This window comes from Streptomyces cyslabdanicus (assembly GCF_052663305.1).
Genome location: NZ_JBQRUW010000066.1, coordinates 56556 through 74455 on the forward strand (window position 1 = coordinate 56556; position 17900 = coordinate 74455).

Below are 17900 nucleotides of genomic sequence, written 5' to 3' on the forward strand. Positions count from 1 at the left end.
TCCCCAGTATCCGCGGCGGGACCGGCGGCGGGGCCTCGGCTGCTTTGGAGTTCCTTGAGAGTCGGGGCGGCACGTGCCCGTCCGCGCCCGCCGCTGCGGATGCTGGTGTCCCAGGACCCGGGGGACCCGGATGAAGGAGCGTAGAGCGTGACGACATTGGCGCGGTGGTGCTACCGGCACCGGCTGCTGGTTCTGTTGCTGTGGGTGGTGGCGCTGCTCGGGGCGGGCGTGGGGGCGTCTGCAGGGGGCACGGCCTACGCGAACGTCTTCTCCCTGCCGGACACGGACTCCAAGTCCGCGTACGACCTGATGGAGAAGGCGTTCCCGAAGGCCGCCGGCGACACCGACACGGTGGTGTGGAAGGTCGACGAGGGGTCGGTCCGGGACGCGTCGGTGCGCGCCCGGATCGAGCCCGCCCTGGCGGAGATCGGCCGGATGCCGGGGGTGGGCGCGGTCAGCAGCCCGTACGTGGGTGCCCGGGGCGCGGCGCAGATCAGCCGAGACGGCACGATCGCGTACGCGCAGCTCACCTTCGCCGAGCGGGCGAACGAGGTGCCCAAGCAGCTCGTGCAGGATGTGGTCGACACCGCGCGGGCGGCCGAACGCGACGGGCTCCGGGTGGAGTTGGGCGGTCAGGCGATCACGCGGATCCAGCAGCCGCCCACGGGTCTGTCCGAGCTGGTCGGCCTCGGGGCGGCGGCGGTCGTGCTGTTCCTCGCCTTCGGCTCGCTCTTCGCGATGCTCCTGCCGATCGCCGTGGCGGTCTTCGGGGTCGGCATCGGCCTGTTCTCGACCCAGATGATCAGCCATGTCACGGACGTGCCCGACATCGCCCCGCTGCTCGCCACCCTGATCGGCCTCGGCGTGGGCATCGACTACGCGCTGTTCATCGTCACCCGGCACCGGCGTGGCCTGCTGCGCGGTCTGGAACCGGAGGATTCGGCGGCGGTCGCCCTCAACACCTCGGGCCGGGCCGTGCTGTTCGCGGGCGGCACGGTGTGCATCGCGCTCGCCGGGATGCTGGTGACGGGCCTGCGTTTCCTGGACGGTGTGGTCATCGGCACCTCGCTCACCGTGGTGCTGAGCGTGCTCGCGGCCGTCACCCTGCTGCCGGCGCTGCTCGGGTTCCTCGGGCCGCGGGTGCTCAGCCGGCGCCAGCGGCGGCGGCTCGCGGCCGGGGGCCCCTCCGGCGAGGAGCGGGCGAGCACGCTCGCCGCACGCTGGTCGGGCACGGTGCAGAGGCGTCCCGGCTGGATCGCGGGCCTCGCGCTGGTCGTGATGGTCCTGCTCGCGCTGCCGGTGCTGTCACTGCGGCTGGGCGCCGGCGACCAGGGCAACGACGACGCCTCGACGACCACCCGCAGGGCGTACGACCTGCTGGCCGAGGGCTTCGGACCCGGCTTCAACGGACCGCTCCAGGTGGTCTCCGCCGACGGCGACACCACCGCGCTGGTCAAGGGCATCGAGGAGACCCGCGGGGTGGCCCGGGTGGCCGCGCTGCCGCCCGCGCACGGTGTCACCGTCATCCAGGTCGTCCCGACCACCTCGCCGCAGTCCGAGCGGACGGACCGGCTCATCGACACCCTGCGCGACGAGGTGATCCCCGAGGCGGGGGCGCGGGCGCACGTCGGCGGTGTCACGGCGGTCTCGAAGGACTTCGCCTCCGTCACGGGCGACCGTCTGCCGTACTTCGTCGCGACCATCGTCGGCCTCGGCTTCCTGCTCCTGCTCGTCGCCTTCCGTTCGCTGCTGGTGCCGCTGACGGCGGCGGTGATGAACCTGGTCGCCGCCGCGGCGTCCTTCGGCGTCCTGGTGGCGATCTACCAGTGGGGCTGGGGCCTGGAGCTGCTGGGCCTCGGCAAGGAGGGGCCGATCCAGGCGTTCCTGCCGATCATCATGCTGTCCCTGCTGTTCGGCCTGTCGATGGACTACCAGGTCTTCCTGGTGAGCCGGATGCACGAGGAGTGGGTGCACACCCGGGACAACGCCCGTGCGGTCCGGGTGGGTCTCGCGGAGACCAGCCGGGTCATCAACTCGGCGGCCCTGATCATGGTCTGCGTCTTCCTCGCCTTCGTCCTCAGCGGGAACCAGGGCGCGGCGATGGCGGGCGTCGGTCTCGCGGCGGCGGTCGCGCTGGACGCGTTCGTGCTGCGGACGGCGCTGGTGCCGGCGGCGATGCATCTGTTCGGCAGGGCCAACTGGTGGCTGCCGGCCTGGCTGGAGCGCCGCCTGCCGCACCTGGCGGTGGAGCCGGCGGAGGAGCCCGAGGAGGCACCGGTGCCGCGGCCGATCGGCCCCGCTTCGGTGGTCCACGGCTTCATCCGCACCGAGGAGGGCGAGCCGGTCCACGGCGCGGCCGTGACCCTGCTGTCCAAGGGCGGCCGGCAACTGGACCGGGTGGCGTCCCTGGCCGACGGCTCGTACATCGTCGCGGTGCCGGGACCGGGCACCTACCTGCTCGCGGCCACGGCCTCACCCCACGGCTCCCGCGCCCACCACGTCGTCGTGACCGACGCCCCCCTGGTCCACGATGTGGAGCTGGCGGAGGAGGAGGTCGACGCGGTCAAGTAGCCGGAGTCTCCCCGTCCTTGAGGACTTCGCCGACGTCGAGGGTGACCTCGGCCCCGATGGCGGCGGGCAGGGTGACGACTTCGCCGGGGGAGGTCGGTCTTCCAGTTGAAGTGATCACTCGGCCGCCGTGCCTCGCCCCCTGCCCGCCGGATCCGGCATCAGCCGGGTCATGCCCGGCAGGAAGTCCGTGAACAGTTCGTGCACCTCGTGGACGAGGGGCCGCAGTACGCGGAAGCGGGCCAGGGCGACGCCCCGCGCGGTGAGGCGGGCGCCGCGCTCGGCCAGCCGGTAGCTGCGCTCGCGCCCCTCGGTCCGGTCGAAGATCCAGTACAGCACGAGCCCCATCTGGGAGAGCCACATCAGCTCGGGCAGCACCTCGCGCAGTTCCGCCGGGACCTTGGTCCTGGCGCCGTGCAGCACCTCCTTGTGGACGCCGATGGCCTCCACGCGCGCGTGTTCCGACTCGGGGGAGAAGGGGCTGAGCGGGCTGTCCGGGTCGGCGGCGTTCTTGAAGAACTGCACCGCGAACTCGTGGTAGGGCGTGGCGACGTCCAGCCACGCCCTCAGCACGCCCGCCAGCCGCGCCTCCAGAGCGCTCTCCCGGGCCAGGACCTCCCGGACCGCCTCCTGGTGCTCGGCGGCGATCCGGTCGTAGAAGCCCTGGATCAGGTGCTCCTTGCCCTGGAAGTAGTAGTACGCGTTGCCGACGGAGACCCCCGCCTCCTTGGCGATGGCCCGCATGGTCGTCTTGTCGTATCCGCGTTCCTGGAACAGCCGCATGGCCGTCTCCAGGATGAGAGCGCGGGTCTGCTCGGACTTGCTGGCGGGCACGCCCTCACCGGGGTCGTCGTCGTTCATCGCGGGCACGGACAGAGCCTAGCCAGTGGCGCAGGCGCCGCCGTCACAGCCGGGTGGTTCGTGGATCCAGCCGTACCGCGGGTCGTAGGACCACCCGTCCCCGCGCCGGTACGCGCCCCCGCCCCAGCGCTCGCCGTCCCGCCGGCCGGCGCGCCACCTGGCGGCGGCCAGCACCGCGCCCCTGGCGAGCCGCGCGCCCGCCGGGGTGCTGAGCCGATGGGCGAGCGGCCGGTGCTCGCGCAGGGCCCACAGGACGACGATCCAGGCGGCGGCTCCCCGGTAGACCTGGCCCGAGTCGCCGACGACCGTGACCTCCTCGAGGGTCGCGCCGTGGTCGAGGCCCGGGAAGCGCCGCCCGGCCTGCTCGGAGCCGGCCGGGACGAGTTCCAGGGGCACCAACTGCGGCTGCCTGACGAGCCAGTCGCGCACGGACGCGCACAGTGCGCACTCGGCGTCGTACAGGACGGTCAGCCCGCGGACCGGGACGCGTGCGGCGGCGTCCCGGTCCCGGCCGGCGGTGGCCGGCACCGCGCTCACGCCCCGGCCGAGGGCGCGGCCCAGTCCTGCGGGGCGACCGGCGGCACCTGCTCGCGCTCCAGCACCCCGCGGCGGCGGATCCGGTTCAGCACGTACACGTTGCCCAGATGCATCACGCCGAGCACCAGCAGCACCACGCCGAGCTTCGTCGACAGGGCCTCGAAGATGCCGCGCGTGTCGTCGATGGCCTGGTCGCCGCTCAGGTACAGCGCGACGAAGCCGAGGTTCACGAGGTAGAAGCCGACCACCAGCAGGTGGTTCACGGCGTCGGCGAGCCTGTCGTCGCCGTGCAGTACGTCGGCGAGGAAGATCCGCCCGTTCCCGCTGAGCGTGCGGGCCACCCAGACGGTCAGGGCGATGCTGACGAGCAGATAGATGACATAGGCGATGACCGTGCGGTCCATGCCCCCCACCCCTTCTTTTGAACGCGTTCAAAACGCTGCCGTGAGAGACTCTAGACCTGTTTTTGAACGCGTTCAACACGCGTGGGGGAGTTCGGCGGTGACGGACGTCTCAGGGCCTGCGCCCGAGTTCCGGCCGCTTGCGGTAGTCGGTGAAGCCCAGGACGTTGCCCCACGGGTCGGCGATCTCGACGGTCCAGCCGGTCGCCACGGCGAAGGGCTCGTCGAGCAGTTCGATCCCGGCCTTCGCGAACGCGCGCGCCGCCGCCCGCGCGTCCGGCACCTCCAGCCACACCCGCGGCGAGGGCCACGGCGGGGGGCGGTGCCCGAGCTCCTCCTGGCGCAGCAGGATCCCCGGCGTCTCGCCCCCGACCTTCAGCAGTGCGATGCCGGCCTCGTCCAGGCGGAACGCCACCGCGAACCCGGCCCGCTCGTAGAACCCCAGGGCCTCGCCCAGATTCCCCACGGGCAGCAGCACGTTGTCGAACCCGAGCAGCTCGTACGACTCGTCATCTGACATGCCATCAGATTAGGTACGGGACCCGTCCGGCCCGGGAGGCCGAGCGCGGAGCGGGTGCCGGCTCACTCGTTCGGCGCGGATGCGGGACGTCGGGTGGTACCCCGATGTTTCGCTTCGGCCGCTCTTCCTGCAATATGACCGTCAGTTCGTCGGAAGTCGAGAGTGGAGCCACCGTGTCCGAGCAGCCGCAGCAGCCCAACCAGGCCCCGGGGTACGGGTATCCCCACCAGCAGCCCGGCGGCTACCCGCCGCCTCCGGGTGGCAACCCGCCCCCCGGCGCGTATCCGCCGCCGCCCGGCGCTTACCCGCCGCCCGGCGGTTACCCGCCCCCCGGTGGTTACATGCCGCCCGGTGGCTATCCGCCGCCTCCGGGGATGCAGTTCGACCCCAACGCCCCCTACGGCTACGACCCCTACGGCCGCCCCTACTCCGACAAGTCGAAGATCGTCGCCGGTGTCCTCCAGCTCTTCCTCGGGGGCCTGGGCATCGGCCGCTTCTACATCGGCCACGTCGGGATCGGCATCGCCCAGCTCTTCACCTGCGGAGGGTTCGGCATCTGGGCGCTGATCGACGGCATCATGCTGCTGACCGGCAACGACAACACCGACTCCCAGGGCCGGATCCTGCGTGGCTGACGCGGTGTCCGGCACAGTAGGCGGCCGGCTGCTGCGGCATCCGGCCGCGGCTCCGCTCGCGGTGCTGTGCGCCGGCGTGGCGGGCGCCGGGTACCTCTACGTCACCGACCCGCACGAGCCCGGCCACGTCCTGCCCCAGTGCCCCTTCCGGTACGTCACCGGGCTGCTCTGCCCGGCCTGCGGCGGCACGCGCATGGTGTACGACCTGATGCACGGCCGCCTCGGCCAGGCCTGGCTGGACAACAGGATGCTGCTGCTCGCCTCGCCGTTCGCGCTGGCGCTGCTCGGCAGGTGGGCCCTGGAGGGGCTGCGCGGCCGCCGCTGGCATCCCCGGCTCAGCCCCCGGGCGCAGGCGGCGGTGCTGCTGGTGGCCGTGGCGTGGACCGTGGTCCGCAACGTCGTCTAGAGCCGGTCGGGGCACAGTGCCCAATGCACCATGGTGGCCGAATGTGATCACGGAACGGGAACATTCCTCCGAACCCTCTCCCGCGCCGCCCTTTCGGATCTTTATGCTCCCAACGCGCAGGGGGGGACGGCCGCATCCGGTCGGCGCGCGTGGAATCGCGCACGGATGCCGTACGGACCGGGCAGTCGGGCTCCCTGGCCTCGGAGATTCCCACTCCGGGTGTTGTCACCAGTCCCCAGGAGCACCAGCCATGACCGTCCCCACCCCTGACGCCCCCTACGGCTACGACCCGATGGGCCGCCCGTACTCCGACAAGTCGAAGATCGTCGCGGGCATTCTCCAGCTCTTCCTCGGAAGCCTGGGCATCGGCCGTTTCTACGTCGGCTCCGTGGGTGTGGGCATCGCCCAGCTGCTCACCTGCGGCGGTCTCGGCCTCTGGGCCCTGATCGACGCCATCCTCTTCTTCGCGAGCAACGACCGCACGGACTCGCAGGGTCGCATCCTGCGCGGCTGACCCGTTCGCGCACCCGGCGACGGCCGGGCACGGTACGCCGAGGGCCCCGTTCCGAACGGAACGGGGCCCTCGGCGTCGCGTACCGCGGAACGTCAGAAGCGGCGCGTGATCAGCGCCCGCTTCACCTCCGCGATCGCCTTCGTCACCTCGATGCCGCGCGGGCAGGCGTCGGTGCAGTTGAAGGTGGTGCGGCAGCGCCAGACGCCGTCCTTGTCGTTGAGGATCTCCAGGCGCTGCTCACCGGCCTCGTCACGGCTGTCGAAGATGAACCGGTGGGCGTTGACGATGGCCGCCGGGCCGAAGTACTGCCCGTCGTTCCAGAACACGGGGCAGGACGAGGTGCAGGCCGCGCACAGGATGCACTTCGTCGTGTCGTCGAAGCGGGCGCGGTCCTCCGCGGACTGCAGGCGCTCCCGCGTCGGCTCGTTGGTCTCCTTGGTGACCAGGAACGGCATGACGTCCCGGTACGCCTGGAAGAACGGGTCCATGTCCACGACCAGGTCCTTCAGGACCGTGAGGCCCTTGATGGGCTCGACCGTGATCGGCTTCTCGGGGTTGATGTCCTTGATCAGCGTCTTGCAGGCCAGACGGTTCTTGCCGTTGATCCGCATGGCGTCCGAGCCGCAGATGCCGTGCGCGCAGGAGCGACGGAAGGTCAGCGTGCCGTCGAGGTCCCACTTGATCTTGTGCAGACCGTCGAGGACGCGCTCCTTGGGGTCGATCTCCAGCTGGAAGTCTTCCCAGGTCGCCTCGGCCGAGACCTCCGGGTTGAACCGGCGGACGCGGAAGGTGACGGTGATGTAGGGGGAGGCGGCGGACTGCGCCTCCACCTTGTCCAGAACGGGGGTTGCCATCAGTACTTACGCTCCATCGGCTGGTAGCGGGTCTGGACGACCGGCTTGTAGTCGAGACGGACGGTTTCCGACCCGTCGTCGCCGACCTCGCGGTACGCCATGGTGTGGCGCATGAAGTTGACGTCGTCGCGGTTGGGGTAGTCCTCGCGGTAGTGACCGCCGCGGGACTCCTTGCGGGCCAGGGCGGAGACCGCCATGACCTCGGCCAGCTCCAGCAGGTTGCCCAGCTCGACGGCCTCCAGGAGGTCCGTGTTGAACCGCTTGCCCTTGTCCTGGATCGCCACGTTCTGGTAGCGCTCGCGGAGTTCGGCGATCTTCTCGACGGCCGTCTTGATCGTCTGCTCGGTGCGGAACACCATGACGTTGGCGTCCATGGTGTCCTGCAGCTCGCGGCGGATGTCCGCCACCCGCTCGGTGCCCGTGGAGGTCCGCAGCCGCTCGAGCTGCTCGACCACGAACGACTCGGGGTCCTCCGGCAGTTCCACGTAGTCGGCCTTCGCGGCGTACTCCGCGGCCGCGATACCGGCCCGCTTGCCGAACACGTTGATGTCCAGCAGCGAGTTGGTGCCCAGACGGTTGGCGCCGTGCACGGAGACGCAGGCGACCTCGCCGGCCGCGTACAGGCCCGGCACGACCGTGGTGTTGTCCGCGAGCACCTCGCCCTGGACGTTGGTCGGGATGCCGCCCATCGCGTAGTGCGCGGTCGGCTGGATCGGAATCGGGTCCGTGTACGGCTCGATGCCCAGGTAGGTCCGCGCGAACTCGGTGATGTCCGGCAGCTTGGCGTCCAGCTGCTCCGGCGGCAGGTGGGTCAGGTCCAGGTAGACGTGGTCGCCCTCGGGACCGCAGCCGCGGCCCTCGCGGATCTCCGTGTAGATGGAGCGGGAGACGACGTCACGGGAGGCGAGGTCCTTCATGACCGGCGCGTACTTCTCCATGAAGCGCTCGCCGTCCTTGTTGCGCAGGATGCCGCCCTCACCGCGGGCGCCCTCGGTGAGCAGGATGCCCATGCGCCAGATGCCGGTCGGGTGGAACTGGAAGAACTCCATGTCCTCCAGCGGCAGACCGCGGCGGTAGACGGCGGCCTGGCCGTCACCGGTCAGCGTGTGCGCGTTCGACGTCACCCGGAAGAACTTGCCGTTGCCGCCGGAGGCATAGATCACGGACTTCGCCTGGAAGATGTGGAGCTCGCCGGTGGCCAGCTCGTACGCCACCACACCCGCCGACCGCTTCACGCCGTCGACCTCGGTGATCAGCTGGTCCAGGACGTAGAACTCGTTGAAGAACTCCACGCCCTCCTTGACGCAGTTCTGGTACAGCGTCTGGAGGATCATGTGGCCGGTGCGGTCGGCCGCGTAGCAGGAGCGGCGGACCGGGGCCTCGCCGTGGTTGCGGGAGTGCCCGCCGAAGCGGCGCTGGTCGATCGTCCCGTCGGGCGTCCGGTTGAACGGCAGGCCCATCTTCTCCAGGTCGAGGACGGAGTCGATGGCCTCCTTCGCCAGGATCTCGGCGGCGTCCTGGTCGACCAGGTAGTCACCGCCCTTGACCGTGTCGAAGGTGTGCCACTCCCAGTTGTCCTCCTCCACGTTGGCCAGCGCGGCGGCCATGCCGCCCTGCGCGGCGCCCGTGTGGGAGCGGGTCGGGTAGAGCTTGGTCAGGACCGCGGTGCGGCTGCGCTTGGTCGCCTCGATGGCGGCCCGCATACCGGCGCCGCCGGCGCCGACGATGACGGTGTCGTACTTGTGGATCTTCATCAGGAAAATACCTCGGTCCCGGGGCCTAGCGGATGTTCGGGTCGAAGGTGAAGATCACCAGCGTGCCCAGCAGGATGGTCCACACCGTGGCGGTGTAGAGCAGTGCCTTCAGCCACAGGCGCGTGTTGGCGCGCTCCGCGTAGTCGTTGATGACCGTGCGCAGGCCGTTGCAGCCGTGCAGCATCGCCAGCCACAGCATGGCGAGGTCCCAGACCTGCCACCAGGGGGAGGCCCAGCGGCCCGCGACGAAGGCGAAGCCGATCTTGGAGACGCCGCCGTCGAGGACCAGCTGGATCAGCAGGTGGCCGATGACGAGGACGACCAGGACGATGCCGGACAGCCGCATGAACAGCCAGCCGTACAGCTCGAAGTTGCCCCGGGTCGACTTCGGGGTCTTCCTGGTCCGCTGGCGCGGGGCCTCGATGAGGGGGGCGGGGTTGTCCACGCCGTAGACGGAGCCGCCCTCGACCGGGCCGACGCCGGAAGCGGTGGTTTCAGTGGTGGACATGCGCGTCAGCTCCCGAATACCGCGCGAGCGGCGTGGCCGAGGACGGGGTAGATCGCCCCGATCATGAGCAGGACCCAGACGCCGACCACGGTCCACAGCATCTGCTTCTGGTACCGGGCGCCCTTGGCCCAGAAGTCGACGGCGATGACACGCAGGCCGTTGAGAGCGTGGAAGAGGATGGCGGCGACCAGCCCGTACTCGAGTACGGCGACGATCGGCGTCTTGTACGTGGCCACGACGTTGTCGTAGGCCTCGGGAGACACACGCACGAGTGCGGTGTCCAGCACATGAACGAACAGGAAGAAGAAGATGAGGACGCCGGTGACTCGGTGAGCCACCCAGGACCACATTCCTTCCCGGCCGCGGTACAGCGTTCCAGCCGGCACGGAAGAACCCTCCGGGAGCGGGGACTAGGGCCGCACCGGCTTCACGGTCGGTCGGGCCCGGCCGGGTACGGTCCACCGGCCCCCAGTATCGTACCGACCTGCTGACGGGGGCCTTACGGGGGGTCCGCCCGTGTGATCGAAGTCGTCCTCAAAGGTGCACGGACGGCTCAGCGGCGGCGCCCAGGAGGCCCCGCAGCCGGCCGTTCGCCAGCCTTCGCAGCTCTTCCCGGGCGATCGCCCGCTCGTCCTCCGGCTCGTGGGCCAGACGGGACCGGATCGCCGGCAGGACCCGGTCCAGGGTCTCGTCCGGGGCGGTGTCGTCCAGGCAGATGACGAAGGTGTGGCCGAATCTGGCCTCGTAGGCGGCGTAGGCGGCGCTCAGGGCCGTGGAGGCGGCCGCGTAGGTGCCGGCGGGCAGGGACGGCGGGGGTTCTTCCGCCAGGGCCCCGGCCAGTCCCTCGGGGCCCAGGTCGTACGTCGCCTCGTCCGCCGCCGCCAGGAGGGACGACAGGTCCGGATACGGGCGGTGGGCGGCGACGATGCGGGCCCAGCGAGGGCTGTGCAGGCAGGTCAGGAGGGTCCGGTGGGCCTCGGCGGCGGGGGCGGTGTTGAAGTGCTCCAGGTTCTGCGCGGGCAGCGTGGGTCCTAGGTCGGCGGGAGGTCGGCAGGGGAGTCCGTGAGAGATGTGCCGCTACGGTATCGGGTGTGCTCATGACGTGTTCGACGAGTGGCTGAATTTCACCCGGACGGGAGAGTTTGGGAACGGGCGGTGGACACGTTCGGCGGTCATGGGCCGTTAGGTTGGCCGGGTGAGCAAGCACAGGCGCCGGGCTTCGGCGCGCAAGCCGCAGGGCACGCGGACTGTCGTCGGCGGCGCGTTCGCGACCGCGGTCGCCCTGGGCATCGGACTGGCCCTGTGGTCCTTCGGGGGCGACGGATCCCCGGCGGACGCGGCGGCGGGCGGCCCGGACCGGTCCGCCGGCTCGGCGAGCCCCGGCCCCACCCGCGCCTACCCGCTGTCGCAGGCACCCCGGACCATCCCCGCCGTGCGCTCCCACACCGCGGCCCGCGGTCCCGGCTGGCGCCCGCAGCCCGGGTCCCGGGTCGTCGTGGGCGACGCCTCCCTCGCCGACGAGGGGAAGCTGATCGCGAGCGAACTCGGTCTGGCCTACTCCGGCCGGCGCGACGACGAGCGCCCGGGGGACCTGCGGCTGGCGCTGGACAAGGGCGGCGAGGGCCGGAGCCCCGAGTCGTACACCATGACCGTGCGTGACGGCCGGGTGACCATCAGCGGTCCGGCCGACGCGGGCGTCTTCTACGGCACCCGCACCCTGAAGCAGGAGGTGCACGGCGGCGGCACGGCCCCGGAGGGGGTGGTCAAGGACGCGCCGGCCAAACCGCGGCGCGGTCTCATGGTGGACATCGCCCGCAAGCCGTTCACGGCCGCCTGGCTGGAGGACCGCGTACGGGAACTCGGCGACCTGAAGTTCAACGAGCTCGGCCTGCACTTCTCCGACGACCAGGGCTTCCGCATCGAGTCCGACACGCACCCGGAGGTCGTCTCCGCGGACCACCTGACCAAGGCCGAGGTCAAGCGGCTGGTCGACCTGGCCGCGAGCCGGCACATCACCGTCGTCCCCGAGATCGACTCGCCCGGCCACCTCGGCGCGGTGATCGCCGCCCACCCCGAGACGCAGCTGCGCAACGGGCCGGGCGTGGCCACGCGCGGCGCCGTCGACATCTCCGAGCCCCGGTCCGCCGCGATCGTCGACGACCTGCTCGACGAGTACGCGGACCTCTTCCCCGGCGGCTTCTGGCACCTCGGCGGCGACGAGTACCAGGCGCTGGCCGCGCGTGACCCGCAGGCGGCCTACCCGCAGCTGGCCGCCGCCGCGCGGAAGGCCCACGGCTCCGGCGGCAACGTGGCCGACCTGACGACGGACTGGCTCAACGACCGCGCCGCCACCGTCCGCGGACAGGACCGCACCCCGCGTGCCTGGAACGACGGCTTCTTCCGGAGTTCGTCCCTCTCGCCCGACCGGGACATCGAGGTCGCCTACTGGACGGGCAAGGAGTACGGCGCCCGGCAGCCGACCGAGTACCTGGACGCCGGGCGCAAGGTGCTCAACTACAACGACGAGTTCCTCTACTACGTCCTCGGCGAGCCGCAGACCTTCGTCTACCCGGACGGCCGGCGCATCTACGAGAAGTGGAACCCGCGCGTGTTGCGCGGCACCGAGGCGGTGCCCGCCCGGTACGACGCGCAGATTCTGGGCGGCTCGTTCGCCGTGTGGTGCGACCTGGCGAACTCCCAGACCCAGGACCAGGTGGCGGCCGGCATCCGGATGCCGCTGCGGGCGACCGTCCAGAAGCTGTGGGACCCGGGCGAACCGGCGATGTCCTGGGCCGAGTTCAAGGAGCTCGCGGACAAACTGGGCTGACGCCGAATCGAGTGGACGTTCGAGGGGTGGGAGCCGTAGGTTCCGGGTGCCGCGCTCGGCGCTCCGGGGGGAGCCGCCGGCTCCACTGCGACACCCTGGGGGGACCCACCATGATCTGCGCACGCTGTCACCGCTTCGCGGCCGTACCGGGCGGCACCCTGTGCACCGGCTGCTCGGCCGCTCCGGTACCGCCCGCCCCGCCGTACGCGGGGATGCCGCCCGCCCCGCCGTACGCGGGGATGCCGACCGCCTGGCTGCGCTCGCCGGTCGGACTCGGCCGGGCCGCCGCCGCGATGCTCCTCCTCGCCGCCGCCGCCGACCTGTTCGCCGTCTGGACGGACGTCGTGATGTACGACGTCTCGGGCGACCTCATGAGCGGCGCGGTCGGCGCGGACCTGACGCGGCGGGCCGACGACGCCGACTTGTACTACGCCGTCGCGGGTGTCGCCCAGCTGCTCACGCTGCTCGCCGGTTGTGTCGTCTTCCTGTGCTGGTTCTACCGGGTGCGGGTCAACGCCGAGGTCTTCGACCCCTTCGGGCACCGCATGAAGCGCGGCTGGGCGATCGGCGCGTGGTTCACCCCGGTCGTCAGCCTGTGGTTCCCGCGCAGGATCGCCGTGGACATCTGGGACGCCAGCAGCCCTGCGGCCGGGCCCAGGTCGAACGCGCTGGTCAACACCTGGTGGACGGTGTGGGTCATCGGGTTGATGGCCGGCCGGCTCGCCGCCGTCGACTACGACCACGCCGTCGAGGCCGACGACCTGCACTCCGCCGCCGGGGAGATGATGTTCAGCGACGTCCTCGACCTCGTCGCCGCCGTGCTCGCCGTCCTCGTCGTGCTCCGGCTGACCCGTATGCAGCACGAGAAGGCGCTGCGGGGAGCGGTGCCGGCCGCGGTCTGACCTCGCTTCCACGCGCGGCCCGCCGACCTCGACCGCCGGCCCCGGTCTTTGGCCGAAACCTTTTCTTATGCCAACTTGCTCGACTCCGCGTGCGACCCGTGTGAAACTACCGGCCGATCGCACGCAGTAAGGGCAAGTGCGGGCTCCGTTGAGGTCGGCGCCCTTTGAGGAGGCGTGGATGAGCCTGGTGGAACTGATCGCGCAGGCCGACGAGCGCGGACTGGCCGCCAGCGGGCTGGCTTGTTTGGACCGGTGCGTGCCTCTGCTCGGAGGCGACGACGAGGTCCTGCGGCCGCTGTGGGGGAGCCTCGCCGAGGACTCCGCCCCCTCCTCGGGGGGCGACTGGGCCGAGCGGCTGGAGCAGGCGCGCGGCGCGCTGGACCCGCTGGGCGAGGAGGATGCCGAGGGCGCCGGGGACGAGGCCGTGCTGCTGGCCCGCCGGATGCTGTCCGCCGCGCCGGCCGCCCGGTCCGCGGCCGAGGTGCGGCAGTGGGCGGACGCCTGCTCGGTCGCCTCGCTCCAGATCCACCGGCTCCTCGACCCGGCCGAGGACGGCGCCCCCGCCGACTCCCTCCCCGAGGCGCTCGACTCCGTCCGCGCCGCCGGGAGCCCCGCTCCGGGGCCCGCCGAGGGCATGTCGCCGCTGGTCGCCGGAGAGCTGCGTCGGCAGATCACCGTCCTGGAACTGCTCGCCGGGCACGGTCGTGCCGGACTCCGCCAGGCCCTGGAGGTCTCCACGGAGGGGCGCCGCGTCCTGCGGGCGGTGGTGTCCCGCCGGGCCCGCGGCCGGGTGTGAGTCGGGGCCCCGCCCGGGGCCCCGGGCGGGCCGGCGGCGTGGCGGGGATCCGTGAGCGTCCTGCGGGCGCGGTGCGGTGCTCCTGCGCCGGTTGCCGCCCGGGCCGCGATCACGGGTGACGAACCGCGGGCGGATCGCGCTCTTCCCTATGTGACAGCCCAGCATGTGACGACTCAGCAGCAGAGCAGGCCCCAGGCCGCCACCAAACCGGTGCGGTGGGCGGCGGACACCGTGACGGCGATGCGCGAGGGCGCTCGGCTGCGCCTTGACTACTCGGCGCAGAGCCTGTGGCGCGTCGACCGGACGATCGGGGAGCTTCGGCGCGAGGGCACCCCGCACGCGGCCGTGCGGAGCGTGCTGCGCGGATTCGGCGCGTACGCCGGTGAGGTGATCGTCCGTCACGGCGGCGGGGCCGAGTGGTGGGCGAGCGGCGGCGAGCACTGGGTGCGCACCGCGGACGGACGGCTGTGGGACCCCATGGAGGAGGCCGGGCGGTGCTTCACGGGCCAGGGATCGCTGCGGCTGCTGTGTCGGGACGCGATGGGGACCGGGCAGGCCTGAGCCATGGCCGCGGGCCTGTTGACCGGCTGTGACACTTCTGTGGGAGCCGACGCTGATGACCGTGGAGGCGTGGACACGGCCGGTGGGTGGTGGACACGTCTGGGGACTCGCTACGGACGAGGACGGTTCTTGGGCCAGGGAGGGGAACCCCGCCGCGCGCACGCGTACGACGGGGAGTTGGGTGCGGCCGTCGCGCGGGCCCAGGAAGGCGACGAGGAGGCCTTCGCCGTCGCGTACCGGGCGGTGCAGCCGGGACTGCTCGGGTATCTGCGCGGTCTCGTCGGCGACGACGCCGAGGACGTGGCGTCCGAGGCGTGGCTGGAGATCGCGCGCGACCTCGGCCGGTTCCGGGGCGACGGGGCGGGCTTTCGCGGCTGGACGGCGACCATCGCCCGGCACCGGGCGCTCGACCATCTGCGCCGCAAACGGGTGCGGCCCCGGGCCGCCGCGCTCGAACAGGACGTCCTGGAGCTGCCCGGTCCGTACAGCACTTATGACCAGGCCCTGGAGTCCGTGACCACCGAGCGCGCCCTCGACCTCGTCCGCGGGCTGCCCCGCGACCAGGCCGAGGCCGTACTGTTGCGGGTCGTCGTCGGCCTCGACGGCCCCACCGCCGCGCGCGTCCTCGGCAAACGGCCGGGCGCGGTGCGCACCGCCGCCTACCGGGGGTTGAAACGGCTGGCGCGGCAGCTCGAGGAGGAGGCCCCGGGCGGGGCGGGAGAGCCATGAGCACCGAGGCAACGGCCGGGGCCGCCACCCCCCACAGGAGAGGCCCCGGCCGTCGCGCGGCACGGGCCGCGCGGCCCGTATTCCTTACAGCGCCGAGGGTGCGGTTTCTGTCACACCTCCCCCCGGCTCCGGTTGGTCGCACGTTGTACGGTCATGGACGGCAGGCGGTTTGAGGCCGTAACGTGCCTTTCGCGCCGAGGCGTGGCGGGCATGGCCACCGCAGCGATCTGCCGCCTCGAACACCGCAACCATCAACTGAGGAACCACGACGGCGAGAGCCCGGTCCGCGACAGCGATGCCGGTTCAGTCGCAAGGAAGGGCACCACGGGTGCTGGGGGACGACGCGGAGCTGACCGCCGCGGTGCTCGCGGCGCAGGACGGGGACGAGACCGCGTTCCGGACTGTGTACCGTGCCGTGCACCCGCGGTTGCTCGGATACATACGCACGCTGGTCGGAGATCCGGACGCCGAGGACGTGGCGTCCGAGGCCTGGCTCCAGATCGCCCGCGATCTGGAGCGGTTCAGCGGGGACGCCGACCGGTTCCGCGGCTGGGCCGCCCGGATCGCCCGCAACCGCGCTCTGGACCACATACGCATGCGCGGCCGCCGCCCCGCGATCGGCGGCGACGAGACGGAACTGGCCGGCCGGGCCGCGGAGTCCGACACCGCGGGCGAGGCCATGGAGGCGCTGGCCACCGACAGCACCCTCTCGCTCATCGCCCGACTCCCGCAGGACCAGGCCGAGGCCGTGGTGTTGCGCGTGGTCATGGGTCTCGACGCGAAGACTGCGGCTCAGACGCTCGGCAAGCGTCCCGGTGCCGTGCGCACCGCCGCGCACCGCGGTCTGAAACGGCTCGCGGAACTCCTCGGTGACGATCCGCAATCCCCCAGTGAACTCGAGGCGCTGCCGCCTCCGCGAGAACCGCGGGGCCGCGCGGTGACGTCCGCCGGTGTGACGCATACGCGGGCCCGGACGCAGAAGGACATGTGATGGCCGAGGAGCAGCACGGGTGGCTGGACCGCGACACGGCGGAGCGTCTGCTGCGCGGGGAGCCACTGGACACCGTCGACATCACTGCCCGTCACCAGGCCGAACGGCTCGCCAAGGCGCTCGGCGCCCTGTCCGCCGAGTCGTACCCGCCTCCTTTGGCCGCCCGGGCCTTCCCGGACCCGGCCGCGTCTCCCGCCTCCTCGCCCGCCCCCGCGTACCCCGCCGACGCCGCCGACGCCGCGCTGCCCGGTGAGGCCACCGCGCTGGCCGCCTTCCGCAAGGCGCGTGCCCAGCGGGCCGACGAGCGGGCCGCCGAGGAGACCGGCGCGGGCCCCCGTCCGTTTCCCGCGGTCTCCGACGACGTCGGTCTCGTCCGGATCGGCACGCACGCGCGTGGCGGTAGGGGAGGGCGGCCCCGGCGTGCCGGGCCGCGGCACCGGGGCCGACCGGTACGCCTCGCGGTGTCGGCCGCGCTGGCCGCGGGCGCGGTCGGCGGGGTCGCGGCGGCGGCCACGACCGGTGTGCTGCCGACGCCGTTCGGCGGTGACGAACCCGCCCCCGGCACTTCCGTCTCCGTCCCGGCGGCGCCGGAACGCCCGCTGGTGTCGCCCTCGCCCGGCGGCAGCACGGGCGGTGGCCCCGGAACGCCGACGCCCGGCGGCGCCACGGCCGGTGCCCCTGACGGCGACACGGGGAGCACCGCGCGCGAGGACGGCGCCGCTCCCGGCCACGACGCCTCCGCCGGCTCCGGCGACGGGCAGGGCGCCCTGGACGACGGTGGGAAGGGGCTGGTGTCGTCCTGCCGCGATCTGCGCGACGGCAGGAGCCTGGACTCCGACCGCCGGCGCGACCTGGAGGGGGCGGCCGGCGGTTCCGCGCGCGTGTGGACGTACTGCCGGGGTGTCCTGAAGGCGGCCGACGGCCGGTCCGGCGGCAAGGGCGGCGGCGACCGGGGCGAGAACCAGGGCGGCCAGAACGGCCAGAGCCAGAGCAGCCAGAGCCAGAACGGCCAGAGCCAGAACGGCCAGAGCCAGAACGGCCAGAGCCAGAACGGCCAGAGCCAGAACGGTCAGAGCCAGAGCGGTCAGAGCGGTCAGAGCGGCGGGAAGGGCCAGGACGGCCAGGGGGAGCAGGGCGACGACCAAGGAGGCGACCCAGGAGGCGACAGAGACGGCCGCGGCGGCGACGACCGTGGCCTTCGCAAGAGCCTCGCACCCATGGCGCCCGCCACGCGGTCCCCGAGCGTCGCCCGGTCGGTCCCGAAGCAGCCGAAGCAGCGGGAGCAGCCGGACCCGCCCTCGGCGCCGTCGCCCGACCCCACCGGCAGCGCTCTGTGACGCTCCGCCTGCTGCCGCTGTGACCTGCGGATTCGTTCCGCCGGCACCATTCTCCCCGCGGGGGTGTGACGTTTTCCGCGGCATCGGCGCAGTACTGAGTGAGCCGACTGGTCATCGGCCACCGCACAGAGCCGGGGTTCCCCCCGTACCCACGGCTCGTGCATTTCGGCGCGGGCGGGACACGTTCCCCCGGTCCCGC

Annotated in this window: 21 protein-coding genes; 11 read left to right on the forward strand and 10 right to left on the reverse strand. The window is 72.3% G+C overall.

Annotation, left to right across the window (positions count from 1 at the left end; all coding sequences use genetic code 11):
* Window positions 1-156: 156 nt before the first annotated feature.
* Window positions 157-2571 (forward strand): MMPL family transporter, encoded by a 2415-nt coding sequence (locus ACTYVM_RS33370; RefSeq protein ID WP_445529576.1) that lies wholly within the window; start codon window positions 157-159, stop codon window positions 2569-2571.
* Here the strand turns inward: ACTYVM_RS33370 and ACTYVM_RS33375 are convergent.
* The 5 genes from ACTYVM_RS33375 to ACTYVM_RS33395 all read right to left on the reverse strand — a co-directional run bounded on the left by ACTYVM_RS33375 (window position 2564) and on the right by ACTYVM_RS33395 (window position 4887).
* Entirely contained in the window at window positions 2564-2689 is a 126-nt protein-coding gene (locus ACTYVM_RS33375) for a hypothetical protein (protein WP_445529558.1), read from the reverse strand. The two genes, ACTYVM_RS33370 and ACTYVM_RS33375, sit on opposite strands and share 8 nt — an antisense overlap.
* A complete protein-coding gene (locus ACTYVM_RS33380; protein WP_445529559.1) occupies window positions 2686-3438 on the reverse strand; it encodes a TetR/AcrR family transcriptional regulator in 753 nt (250 codons plus the stop codon). Before ACTYVM_RS33380 ends, ACTYVM_RS33375 begins: the two co-directional genes overlap by 4 nt.
* Window positions 3439-3447: 9 nt before the next feature.
* Window positions 3448-3966, reverse strand: coding sequence for a thiol-disulfide oxidoreductase DCC family protein (locus tag ACTYVM_RS33385; protein ID WP_445529560.1), 519 nt, complete (start codon window positions 3964-3966; stop codon window positions 3448-3450).
* Complete coding sequence (locus ACTYVM_RS33390; RefSeq protein WP_400028718.1) at window positions 3963-4370, reverse strand: hypothetical protein; 408 nt, start codon at window positions 4368-4370, stop codon at window positions 3963-3965. The genes ACTYVM_RS33385 and ACTYVM_RS33390 overlap by 4 nt, the downstream gene beginning before the upstream one ends.
* A gap of 109 nt (window positions 4371-4479) precedes the next feature.
* Window positions 4480-4887: a VOC family protein gene (locus tag ACTYVM_RS33395; RefSeq protein WP_445529561.1), complete on the reverse strand. Its 408-nt coding sequence runs from the start codon at window positions 4885-4887 to the stop codon at window positions 4480-4482.
* Between the two features lie 173 nt (window positions 4888-5060).
* Here ACTYVM_RS33395 and ACTYVM_RS33400 point away from each other — a divergent pair, with 173 nt between their 5' ends.
* The 3 genes from ACTYVM_RS33400 (at window position 5061) to ACTYVM_RS33410 (ending at window position 6442) form a co-directional block, all read left to right on the forward strand.
* Window positions 5061-5522 carry a TM2 domain-containing protein gene (locus ACTYVM_RS33400; protein ID WP_445529562.1) on the forward strand — a complete coding sequence of 154 codons (462 nt, stop codon included), beginning with the start codon at window positions 5061-5063 and terminating at the stop codon, window positions 5520-5522.
* Window positions 5515-5928: a DUF2752 domain-containing protein gene (locus tag ACTYVM_RS33405; RefSeq protein ID WP_445529563.1), complete on the forward strand. Its 414-nt coding sequence runs from the start codon at window positions 5515-5517 to the stop codon at window positions 5926-5928. Before ACTYVM_RS33400 ends, ACTYVM_RS33405 begins: the two co-directional genes overlap by 8 nt.
* A 250-nt stretch (window positions 5929-6178) precedes the next feature.
* Window positions 6179-6442 carry a TM2 domain-containing protein gene (locus ACTYVM_RS33410; RefSeq protein ID WP_445529564.1) on the forward strand — a complete coding sequence of 88 codons (264 nt, stop codon included), beginning with the start codon at window positions 6179-6181 and terminating at the stop codon, window positions 6440-6442.
* Between the two features lie 92 nt (window positions 6443-6534).
* On the opposite strand, the gene ACTYVM_RS33415 is transcribed toward ACTYVM_RS33410, so the two are convergent.
* From ACTYVM_RS33415 to ACTYVM_RS33435, 5 genes are all read right to left on the reverse strand, one after another.
* Complete coding sequence (locus ACTYVM_RS33415; RefSeq protein ID WP_445529565.1) at window positions 6535-7296, reverse strand: succinate dehydrogenase iron-sulfur subunit; 762 nt, start codon at window positions 7294-7296, stop codon at window positions 6535-6537.
* Complete coding sequence (gene sdhA / locus ACTYVM_RS33420; protein WP_445529566.1) at window positions 7296-9050, reverse strand: succinate dehydrogenase flavoprotein subunit; 1755 nt, start codon at window positions 9048-9050, stop codon at window positions 7296-7298. Before sdhA ends, ACTYVM_RS33415 begins: the two co-directional genes overlap by 1 nt.
* A gap of 25 nt (window positions 9051-9075) precedes the next feature.
* Complete coding sequence (locus ACTYVM_RS33425) at window positions 9076-9558, reverse strand: succinate dehydrogenase hydrophobic membrane anchor subunit (RefSeq protein WP_445529567.1); 483 nt, start codon at window positions 9556-9558, stop codon at window positions 9076-9078.
* 5 nt (window positions 9559-9563) lie between these two features.
* A complete protein-coding gene (sdhC, locus tag ACTYVM_RS33430; protein ID WP_390833416.1) occupies window positions 9564-9944 on the reverse strand; it encodes a succinate dehydrogenase, cytochrome b556 subunit in 381 nt (126 codons plus the stop codon).
* Window positions 9945-10092: 148 nt separating this feature from the next.
* Window positions 10093-10629 carry a 2-oxo-4-hydroxy-4-carboxy-5-ureidoimidazoline decarboxylase gene (locus tag ACTYVM_RS33435; protein ID WP_445529577.1) on the reverse strand — a complete coding sequence of 179 codons (537 nt, stop codon included), beginning with the start codon at window positions 10627-10629 and terminating at the stop codon, window positions 10093-10095.
* A 124-nt stretch (window positions 10630-10753) separates the two neighbouring features.
* On the opposite strand from ACTYVM_RS33435, the gene ACTYVM_RS33440 reads away from it, so the two are divergent.
* From ACTYVM_RS33440 to ACTYVM_RS33470, 7 genes are all read left to right on the forward strand, one after another.
* Window positions 10754-12385, forward strand: coding sequence for a beta-N-acetylhexosaminidase (locus ACTYVM_RS33440; RefSeq protein ID WP_445529568.1), 1632 nt, complete (start codon window positions 10754-10756; stop codon window positions 12383-12385).
* A gap of 110 nt (window positions 12386-12495) precedes the next feature.
* Window positions 12496-13287, forward strand: a complete 792-nt coding sequence (locus ACTYVM_RS33445) for a DUF4328 domain-containing protein (protein ID WP_445529569.1) — start codon at window positions 12496-12498, stop codon at window positions 13285-13287.
* 178 nt (window positions 13288-13465) lie between these two features.
* Window positions 13466-14083: a hypothetical protein gene (locus tag ACTYVM_RS33450; RefSeq protein WP_445529570.1), complete on the forward strand. Its 618-nt coding sequence runs from the start codon at window positions 13466-13468 to the stop codon at window positions 14081-14083.
* Window positions 14084-14248: 165 nt separating this feature from the next.
* Window positions 14249-14644: a hypothetical protein gene (locus tag ACTYVM_RS33455; RefSeq protein ID WP_445529571.1), complete on the forward strand. Its 396-nt coding sequence runs from the start codon at window positions 14249-14251 to the stop codon at window positions 14642-14644.
* A 129-nt stretch (window positions 14645-14773) separates the two neighbouring features.
* The gene (locus tag ACTYVM_RS33460; RefSeq protein WP_400028730.1) at window positions 14774-15373 is read left to right on the forward strand and encodes an RNA polymerase sigma factor; all 600 of its coding nucleotides are present in this window, start codon (window positions 14774-14776) and stop codon (window positions 15371-15373) included.
* 328 nt (window positions 15374-15701) lie between these two features.
* Window positions 15702-16364 carry an RNA polymerase sigma factor gene (locus ACTYVM_RS33465; protein WP_445529572.1) on the forward strand — a complete coding sequence of 221 codons (663 nt, stop codon included), beginning with the start codon at window positions 15702-15704 and terminating at the stop codon, window positions 16362-16364.
* Entirely contained in the window at window positions 16364-17701 is a 1338-nt protein-coding gene (locus ACTYVM_RS33470) for an extensin (RefSeq protein WP_445529573.1), read from the forward strand. Before ACTYVM_RS33465 ends, ACTYVM_RS33470 begins: the two co-directional genes overlap by 1 nt.
* Window positions 17702-17900: the final 199 nt, after the last annotated feature.